Source organism: Pseudomonas sp. RL (genome assembly GCF_000647775.1).
GTDB classification, from domain to species: domain Bacteria; phylum Pseudomonadota; class Gammaproteobacteria; order Pseudomonadales; family Pseudomonadaceae; genus Serpens; species Serpens flexibilis.
This window is the reverse complement of the sequence record NZ_JBOY01000107.1, coordinates 1-9,697: the sequence shown is the minus strand read 5'-3', so window position 1 is coordinate 9,697 and position 9,697 is coordinate 1. Positions and strand designations below refer to the sequence as shown.

6 protein-coding genes are annotated in these 9,697 nt (G+C 66.1%); 3 read left to right on the top strand and 3 right to left on the bottom strand.

Features of this window, described 5'->3' with window-relative positions; genetic code table 11:
- The 3 genes from AS93_RS19525 to AS93_RS0115210 form a co-directional block, all read right to left on the bottom strand.
- Window positions 1-1,710 (bottom strand): methyl-accepting chemotaxis protein (locus AS93_RS19525; protein WP_037009547.1); only part of this gene is annotated, 1,710 nt, incomplete at its 3' end.
- Between the two features lie 161 nt (window positions 1,711-1,871).
- Complete coding sequence (locus tag AS93_RS0115215) at window positions 1,872-3,467, bottom strand: ATP-binding protein (protein WP_027591409.1); 1,596 nt, start codon at window positions 3,465-3,467, stop codon at window positions 1,872-1,874.
- A 123-nt stretch (window positions 3,468-3,590) separates the two neighbouring features.
- Window positions 3,591-4,298, bottom strand: a complete 708-nt coding sequence (locus AS93_RS0115210; protein WP_027591408.1) for a response regulator transcription factor — start codon at window positions 4,296-4,298, stop codon at window positions 3,591-3,593.
- A gap of 665 nt (window positions 4,299-4,963) precedes the next feature.
- Here AS93_RS0115210 and AS93_RS0115205 point away from each other — a divergent pair.
- The 3 genes from AS93_RS0115205 (at window position 4,964) to AS93_RS20670 (ending at window position 9,562) form a co-directional block, all read left to right on the top strand.
- Window positions 4,964-7,810, top strand: a complete 2,847-nt coding sequence (locus tag AS93_RS0115205) for a ribonucleoside-diphosphate reductase subunit alpha (RefSeq protein ID WP_051587506.1) — start codon at window positions 4,964-4,966, stop codon at window positions 7,808-7,810.
- Window positions 7,811-7,966: 156 nt separating this feature from the next.
- Window positions 7,967-9,211, top strand: a complete 1,245-nt coding sequence (locus AS93_RS0115200; RefSeq protein WP_027591406.1) for a ribonucleotide-diphosphate reductase subunit beta — start codon at window positions 7,967-7,969, stop codon at window positions 9,209-9,211.
- A 180-nt stretch (window positions 9,212-9,391) separates the two neighbouring features.
- Complete coding sequence (locus AS93_RS20670) at window positions 9,392-9,562, top strand: hypothetical protein (protein ID WP_155956157.1); 171 nt, start codon at window positions 9,392-9,394, stop codon at window positions 9,560-9,562.
- Window positions 9,563-9,697: the final 135 nt, after the last annotated feature.

Sequence of the window (9,697 nt, the reverse complement as noted above, 5' to 3'; positions counted from 1 at the left end):
GGCGCGGGCCGCCTCGATGGCGGCGTTGAGCGCCAGCAGGTTGGTCTGTTCGGCAATGCCGCGAATCACCTCCAGCACACTGCCGATCTGTTCGCTGTTGGCGGTCAGCCCGCTCATGTGCTGCATGGCGCCATCCAGATCGCGCATCAGCGTCTCGAAATCGCGGGTGGTGCGGGCAATCACCTCGCGGCCCATGCGCGAGGCCTCCTCCGCGCCGCGGGTGGCCTCGGCGGCCTTGGCGGCGTTGCTGGCCACGTCCTGGGCGGTGGCGCTCATTTCCTGGGCGGCGGTGGCCAGCATGTCCACTTCGCGGAACTGGCGCTGCATGCCCTCGTTGGTCTGCGACGCCAGCGCCAGCGACTGGTCGGCGGTGGCGCGGGTCGCCTGCGCCGCCTGCTTCACCTCGGCGATGATCGGCTGCAGCTTGTCGAGGAAGCGGTTGAACCAGCCGACCAGCGTGCCCAGCTCGTCCTGCCGCGCGTACTCCAGGCGGCGGGTCAGATCGCCCTCGCCGCTGGCGATGTCCTTGAACATGTCCGCCACGGCGAGGATCGGCCGGGTCACGCTGCGCGCGGTCAGCCAGATCAGCAGCAGGCCGACGCTGGTGGCCAGCAGGCCGAGCATCAGCGACACCAGGCTGTCGCTCAGCCGGCGCTGGTCCAATTGACGCTCCAGGTCGAGCACCGGGGCCTGCACGATGCGCTGGGGAATCTCCAGCAGCACCGACCACGACGGGCTGTCGGGGATGGGCGCGAAGGGGTGCAGGACTTCCAGCATCTCGCCGTACTGGCTGACCTGCGGCCGGCCCTGGGCGATGCGCTGCAGCAGGTCATCATGGCCCGGATAGGCGGTCGCGAAGCCCTCGCCGAGCAGCCCGGCGTTGCCGCTGTAGCCGGCCAGCAGGCCTGCGGTACTGATCACGCCCATGTGGCCCTGGCCGCCATACAGCGTCTGGTTGGCGGAGCTGGCCAGCGTCTGCAGGCGGTTCAGGCTGATGTCCACGCCGAACACCCCGACCACCTTGCCGTCGCGCAGCAGCGGGAAGGCAATCGAGGTCATGAGGATGTTCTTGCCGTCCACCGCGTCCAGGTAGGGATCGATCACGCACACCCGCTGGCGCTCGTGCGGACAGCGGTACCAGCTGTTGTAGGGCAGGCCGTTCTTGCCGGGCGTGGCGTCATTGATCAGCGCTTCGCTGATGGTCTCGTGCTCCAGCGTCTCGCCGTCGCGGGACCAGTAGATGCTGAAACGCCCCGTCTCGTTGGCGCCGAACTCGGCGCGCTCGGCGAACAGCGCGTCCTTCTCGTCCAGCGCATCGGGCTCGAACACCAGGTAGAGGCCGAACAGGTCCGCGTTGTTCTGCAGCGCGTTACCGGCCAGGCGAACGAGGTCTTCACGCAAATCGAACGCGCTGTCCATGCGGGCAATGGACTGTTCGCGCATCAGCTGCACCTGGCCGAGGATGCCGCTGCCGTACTGATAGGTGTCCATGAACAGACGCTGGATGCGCAGTGCCTGGGTCTGGCCATAGGCGCTGATGCGCTCGCCGGCCGCCTCCTGCAGCATGGCGCTGCCGGCCTCCTTGACCAGCACGCTGCTGCGCTGGGTCTGCTGCAGCGAGGCGCCGATCAGCACGGCAACGATCAGCACCAGGCACAACCCCGCCAGCAGGGTGATTTTCCAGGCAATGGACAGACGCGAAGGGGACATGGCCAACAACTCCCTAACAGGACCACTTTTTTCCTGGCCGAACTCCACCAGGCCTTTCGGGGTTATCGGCACCCTTGGCCGTCACCTGAGCGAATCGGGTGCATTGACGTCATTTTTTTGTAACACCAGCCCCGCCGCGGTGCGTCATCCCCTGCCTGCGCTCAGGCTCGCGCCTGGCGGCGCGGCCAGGTCAACGTGAAACGGGCGCCGCCCAGCGTGCTGCGGCCCACCGAGGCGCGCCCGCCATGCCAGTGGATGATGCGCCGCACGATGGACAACCCCAGACCGTGGCCGCCCAGGGAACGGGCGCGACTGTCATCCAGGCGCAGGAAGGGCGTGAAGATGCGCTCCCAGGCCTCGCGGGGCACGCCGGGGCCGTCATCCTCGACATCCACCCGGCAGACGTCGCCGGCAATGCTGTAGTTCACCCGCACGCGTCGCTCGGCATGGCGCAGGGCGTTGCTGACCAGGTTGAGCACCGCCCGCTGCAGATAACGCGGCTCCGCTTCAATCAGCCCGCCATCGGGCGCCGGGCGCCAGACGCCGCGCTCCAGACGCACCTCGACGCGCAGCGGCGCCGCCTCGTCCATCACCCGCTCCAGCAGCGCCGGCAGATCGACGTCCTGGAAATCCAGCTGCGGCGAGCCCTGCTCCAGACGGGCGTAGACCAGCATCTCGTCGACCAGACGGTCCAGCTCCTGGATGTCGTGGTCCATGCCGGCCAGGTACTTGCGCCGCTGCGCCGCGTCCTCGCTGTCCTCGACCATCTCCAGGCCGAAGCGCAGACGCGCCACCGGCGTGCGCAGCTCGTGGGAGACGGCGCGCACCATCTCGCGCTGCACACTGATCAGCCGCTGCACGTGCTCGGCCATGGCATTGAAGGCCGCGGCCAGCCGCCCCACCGAGTCGCCCTCGCCTTCCGGCACCCGCGCCTCCAGCTTGCCGGCGGCGATCCGCGTGGCCGCCGCCTCCAGGCCGCGCAGGCGGTATTCCAGGCGGCGCACCAGGGCGTACAGGGTCAGGCCGATCAGGCTCAGCCCGAGCACGGTGAACAGCACCAGCAGTTGCGGCGGGTAGGGATTGAGCGGGTACAGCGGGCCGATCTCCAGAATCCACGGCGTATCGACCTGGCCGACCATCACGCGGATCGAGTCGCCGCCCCTGGCCAGCGCCATCACCGTATCGCCCTCGACCAGGCGCCGGCGCTGGTCGGCGTCCAGCTCCATCTGGTCCATGGCGCGCAGGTGCACGGGGTAGCCGAAGCCCTTGGCCTCCGCCAGCTCGGCCAGGCGCTGGCGCTGCTCGGGGGCCGGGTAGCGGCGCAGCTCGTCGCTGATCAGGAACAGCGTGGCGCGCGCCAGCTGCTCGCTGACCTGCTCCACGGTCGCGGTGAGCACCAGACGCTCCTTCTCGCTGACCAGGCTGTAGATCAGCGAAGGATTCAGCCGCTCGACCAGCACCTGACCGCGCAGCAGGCGCGTGCGGCCACGGCTATCCAGCTGCACGTCGGCCAGGCTCTCCAGATGCAGCGGCGTGCCCAACAGTCGCCCCCATAGCGCCATGGCGCGGGTGCGCTCCACCGCGTCCATGCCGGCCAGGTTGTCGGCCATCAGCCGGAACGAGCCCTGGGCCAGGCGCTCGCGGTAGTGGTCGTGGCGCAGCGCGTTGACCAGTTGAAGACTGCCCACCGCCAGCAGTGCCACCAGCACCAGGGCGGCCAGCATGCCGGCGTAGATACGCAGGAAGATGGAATTCACGGGGCGCGTTCCTGACCAGAATGGGCAGGAGTCTAACCGGCCTGCCCCGCAAGGGGGATCGTAGGGTGGACAACGCTTTTCTTGTCCACTGCCACACCGCTGCGGCGGCGGCCGGCCGCCGAATCAAAGCTCCTCCGCCACCTCGCGCACGAACAGGTAGCCCTTTCCGCGGATGGTCTTGATCAGGCGCGGGGTGACCGGGTCGTCGCCGAGCTTGGGGCGGATGCGGGAGATGCGCACGTCGATGGAGCGGTCCTGGCCGTCGTATTCGATGCCGCGCAGCTGGGTGAAGATCTCCTCGCGCGACAGCGTGCGTCCGGCGTTGAGCGCCAGCAGCCAGAGCAGGTCGAACTCGGCGCCGGTCAGGTCGACGCGTTCGCCGCCCAGGGTGGCTTCGAGGCGCGCGTGGTCCAGCTGCAGCGAGCCAAAGCTCAGGCGCTGCACCGCCTCGGCGGGCGCCTCGTGCCGGCGCAGCAGGGCGCGGATGCGTGCCAGCAGCACCACCGGACGCACCGGCTTGCACACATAGTCGTCGGCGCCCATCTCCAGGCCCTGCACCTGATCGAGGTCGTCGGTACGCGCGGTGAGCATCAGGATCGGGCCGTCGTAGCCCTGTTCGCGCACCCGCCGGCAGATGGAAAAGCCGTCCTCGCCCGGCAGCATCAGGTCCAGCACCACCAGCGCGGGACGCTCGGCGAGGATCTGGTTGACCGCCCGCCGGCCATCGGCCTGCACGCTCACCGCCAGCCCCTGGGATTCGAGGTAGTCGCGGGTCAACTCCGCCAGGCGGGCGTCATCCTCGACGATGAGGATGTGACAGCGGTCCGGCATGACATCTCTCCTTGGCTTGCGAATGGCCGGCATTGTATCGGGTTTGCCGCGCCGGGCCGACACGGCCCTGGCTTGCCAGGGCGCGGCTTCGGCCGCGATCAGGGCGCACCTTGAAAAGCACTGAGGCTGACGCGGCTCCCCCGGGTTTCCCCGCCACTACATATAGGGGGAGAAATCCCTCACAAAACGATGAAAAGCGCTGAGCGAGCCGCCATGCCCATTGCAGCGGGGTGTGCAAAGGAAACCCACAGGCTTATCCACAGAAGGGCTCGGCGGGGTGGCTTGTCTTTCCCGTCGGCTGCCATTATCTTGCGCCGCATCAAGCAGAACACACTACATGTTGTGTTTCGGCGGAACCCGAGAGAACGAAAGGAATCCAACCCGTCAAGGGCCGAACAGGCCGGACGGGCAACGCCACGGGCGAGGAATCGCCGCTGTCGACAGACGACGCCCCTGCGGGCACGAACTGAGGTCAGTCACCAGGTGTTGTGAGCGAGGCGCGTGCCTCGATCAATCCGGGAGCCAGGGAGGCGTTTACGCCGTATGCCACCCCATCCCCTTGTCACGCCAATTTGCCGGCGATTTTTCCCCGGCATGGCGTTTTTTTGCCCGGCGAGCGGCCATAGCCGTCACGCGGAAGAAGCATTGGAAACGTGGAGCAGCCCATGCAAACCGACAATACCGCCATCAGCCCGGAACTGAGCGCCACCGCGCCCGGCAGCCTGAAGGTCATCAAGCGTAACGGCACCGTGGTGCCCTACACCGACGACAAGATCAGCGTGGCCATCACCAAGGCCTTCCTGGCCGTGGAAGGCGGTCAGGCAGCGGCGTCGAGCCGTATCCACGACACCGTGGCCCACCTCACCGCGCAGGTGACCGCCACCTTCACCCGCCGCATGCCGTCGGGCGGCACCATCCATATCGAAGACATCCAGGACCAGGTGGAACTGGCGCTGATGCGCGCCGGCGAGCAGAAGGTCGCCCGCGACTACGTGCTGTACCGCGAAGCCCGTTCCCAGGAACGCAAGCGCGCCGCCGAGGCCCACAACGTGGCCCAGCCGCACCCGAGCATCCGCGTCACCCTGGACGACGGCAGCCAGCGCCCGCTGGACCTGGGCCGCCTGCAGACGCTGATCCGCGAAGCCTGCGAAGGCCTGGCCGAGGTGGACGGCGCACTGATCGAGCGCGAGACCCTGAAGAACCTCTACGACGGCGTGTCCCTCAAGGACGTCAACACCGCCCTGGTGATGACCGCGCGCACCCTGGTGGAACGCGAGCCCAACTACAGCCAGGTGACCGCCCGCCTGCTGCTCGACAGCCTGCGCGGCGAAGCCCTCTCCTTCCTCGGCGTGGCCGACAGCGCCACCCACCACGAAATGGCCGACCTGTACGCGCCGGCGCTGGCCGCCTACGTGGAAAAGGGCGTGGAGTTCGAACTGCTCGACCCGCAGCTGAAGACCTTCGACCTGGCCAAGCTGGGCGCCGCGCTGGATCACGAGCGCGACCAGCAGTTCGCCTACCTGGGTCTGCAGACCCTCTACGACCGCTACTTCATCCACAAGGGCGGCGTGCGCTTCGAGCTGCCGCAGGTGTTCTTCATGCGCGTGGCCATGGGCCTGGCCGTGGAAGAGCCGCAGAAGAACGAACGCGCCATCGAGTTCTACAACCTGCTGTCGTCGTTCGACTATATGGCCTCCACGCCGACCCTGTTCAACGCCGGCACCCTGCGTCCGCAGCTGTCGTCCTGCTACCTGACCACCGTGCCGGACGACCTGGGCGGCATCTACAGCGCCATCCGCGATAACGCCCTGCTCTCCAAGTTCGCTGGCGGCCTGGGCAACGACTGGACCCCGGTGCGCGCGCTGGGCGCCTACATCAAGGGCACCAACGGCAAGAGCCAGGGCGTCGTGCCCTTCCTCAAGGTGGTCAACGACACCGCCGTGGCCGTCAACCAGGGCGGCAAGCGCAAGGGCGCGGTGTGCGCCTACCTGGAAACCTGGCACCTGGACATCGAGGAATTCCTCGAACTGCGCAAGAACACCGGCGACGACCGCCGCCGCACCCACGACATGAACACCGCCAACTGGGTGCCCGACCTGTTCATGAAGCGCGTGTTCCAGGACGGCCCCTGGACGCTGTTCTCGCCCTCCGACGTGCCCGACCTGCACGACCTGACCGGCAAGGCCTTCGAAGAACGCTACGAGTACTACGAAGCCCTGGCCGGCTACGGCAAGCTCAAGCTGCACAAGGTGGTCCAGGCCAAGGACCTGTGGCGCAAGATGCTCTCGATGCTGTTCGAGACCGGCCACCCGTGGATCACCTTCAAGGACCCGTGCAACCTGCGCAGCCCGCAGCAGCACGTGGGCGTGGTGCACAGCTCCAACCTGTGCACCGAGATCACCCTGAACACCAACGCCGACGAAATCGCCGTGTGCAACCTGGGTTCGGTGAACCTGGTGAACCACATCGTCGATGGCCAGCTCGACCTCGCCAAGCTGGAGCGCACCGTGCGCACCGCCGTGCGCATGCTCGATAACGTCATCGACATCAACTACTACAGCGTGCCCCAGGCGCGGAACGCCAACCTCAAGCACCGCCCGGTGGGCCTGGGCCTGATGGGCTTCCAAGACGCCCTGTACCAGCAGCACATCGCCTACGGTTCCGACGCCGCCGTGCAGTTCGCCGACCGCTCCATGGAAGCGATCAGCTACTTCGCCATCCAGGCCTCGTGCGACCTGGCCGACGAGCGCGGCGCCTACCAGACCTTCGAGGGTTCGCTGTGGAGCCAGGGCGTGCTGCCGCTGGATTCCCTGCAGCGCCTGATCGACGCCCGTGGCGAGCAGTACATCCAGGTCGACCGCACCGAGAGCCTGGACTGGGCGCCGCTGCGCGAGCGCGTGAAGGGTGGCATCCGCAACTCGAACATCATGGCCATCGCGCCGACCGCGACCATCTCCAACATCGTGGGCGTGTCGCAGTCCATCGAGCCGACCTACCAGAACCTGTACGTGAAATCGAACCTCTCGGGCGAGTTCACCGTCATCAACCCCTACCTGGTGCGCGACCTCAAGGAGCGCGGCCTGTGGGACCCGGTGATGGTCAACGACCTCAAGTACTACGACGGCTCCGTGCAGCAGATCGAACGCATCCCGGCCGACCTCAAGGCGCTGTACGCCACCGCCTTCGAAGTGGACACCAAGTGGATCGTCGAAGCCGCCAGCCGCCGCCAGAAGTGGATCGACCAGGCCCAGTCGCTGAACCTGTACATCGCCGGCGCCTCGGGCAAGAAACTGGACGTCACTTACCGCATGGCCTGGTACCTGGGTCTGAAGACCACCTACTACCTCCGCGCCCTGGCCGCCACCAGCACCGAGAAGTCGACCATCACCACCGGCAAGCTCAACGCCGTGAGCTCGGTGATCGATGAAAGCCTGCAGCAGAGCGCGCCCGCGCCTGCCCCTGTCCCCAAGGCCTGCAGCATCGACAACCCGGATTGCGAAGCCTGCCAGTAACCGACCGTAGGGTGGATATCGCTTTCCATATCCACCAAGGCCCCGCCCTGCGGGGCCCGCCAGGCCGCGCCAAACGCCATCGGTGCCGTTGCGTGCACCACAGCCACCCGAACAACGACCGGCCCCACGCCGGTCCCCCCATCAGGAGCACACCTCATGCTGAGCTGGGACGAATTCGACCAACCTGAAGAACCCACCCCCGCCGCCAAGGCCGCCGCCGCGCAAGCCACCGCGCAGACCGACGCCCTAGACCATGCCGTCGGCGGCTCCGTCGAGCAGGCCCGCACCGTGAGCGCCGGCGACTCCGACGCCGTGGCCCGCGCCAAGCGCGCGCTGGACGAGCTGGACATCCAGGAAGGCCTCAACGAACTGGAAGGCGAAAGCGCCCGCGTGCGCGTGGACGAGAAGCGCATGATCAACGCCCGCGCCGACCTCAACCAGCTGGTGCCCTTCAAGTACGAATGGGCCTGGCAGAAGTACCTGGACGGCTGCGCCAACCACTGGATGCCGCAGGAGGTCAACATGACCGCCGACATCGCCCTGTGGAAAAGCGCCGACGGTCTGACCGAGGACGAGCGCCGCATCGTCAAGCGCAACCTGGGCTTCTTCTCCACCGCCGACAGCCTGGTGGCCAACAACCTGGTGCTGGCCGTGTACCGCCTGATCACCAACCCCGAATGCCGCCAGTACATCCTGCGCCAGGCCTTCGAAGAGGCGATCCACACCCACGCCTACCAGTACTGCATCGAATCCCTCGGCATGGACGAAGGCGAGATCTTCAACATGTACCACGAGATTCCCAGCGTCGCGAAAAAGGCCAGCTGGGGCCTCAAGTACACCCGCTCGATCTCCGACCCGACCTTCACCACCGGCACCGTCGAGACCGACAAGCAGTTCCTGCGCAACCTGATCGCCTACTACTGCGTGCTGGAAGGCATCTTCTTCTATTGCGGCTTCACCCAGATTCTTTCCATGGGCCGCCGCAACAAGATGACCGGCACCGCCGAGCAGTTCCAATACATCCTGCGCGACGAATCCATGCACCTGAACTTCGGCATCGACATGATCAACCAGATCAAGATCGAAAACCCGCACCTGTGGGACGCCGAGATGAAGGACGAAGCGACCCAGATGATCCTGCAGGGCACCCAACTGGAAATCGAATACGCCCGCGACACGATGCCGCGCGGCGTGCTGGGCATGAACGCGGCAATGATGGAGGACTACCTCAAGTTCATCGCCAACCGCCGCCTGACGCAGATTGGGCTGCCGGAGCAGTATCCGGGCACCACCAACCCGTTCCCGTGGATGAGCGAGATCATGGACCTGAAGAAGGAGAAGAACTTCTTCGAGACTCGCGTCACGGAATATCAGACGGGTGGGGCGCTGGCCTGGGATTGATGGACTCTCGATAGGCGTAAAGATGAGTCGCCATTATGGAGCTGTCGGATATATTCGGCAGCTCCATGCCCTGAACATTCAATTTCAATCTTAACCTTATCTCCCAGTGCAGCTGGCGTTCTTTTGAGGCTAGAGACTGGACCGTGCCGGTCCATAAACAATATTCGCGGCATCTTTATTATGGATAACGAAGAAAATCTCGGCGTTGTTGTTGCTGTTGTCATTGGCGTGATGTTCGTTGCGGCTGTTGTTGCACTTGTGCTCTTGGTTAAAGATAAGTCGACTGTTCGGGCAGCCATGAACCTTGAGTCAGGGCAAGCTGAAATAGCTGTAACTGTTGAGCAGTCTTAAGAGGGGCGCTTGGCCTGATGGATGATTGATCGTTCCCACGCTCCGCGTGGGAACGTCGCCCTCGGCGCTCCTGCGTCCACCCGCCCCCGTAGCGACGCAGAGCGTCACCGGCTAGGCTCCCACGCAGAGCGTGGG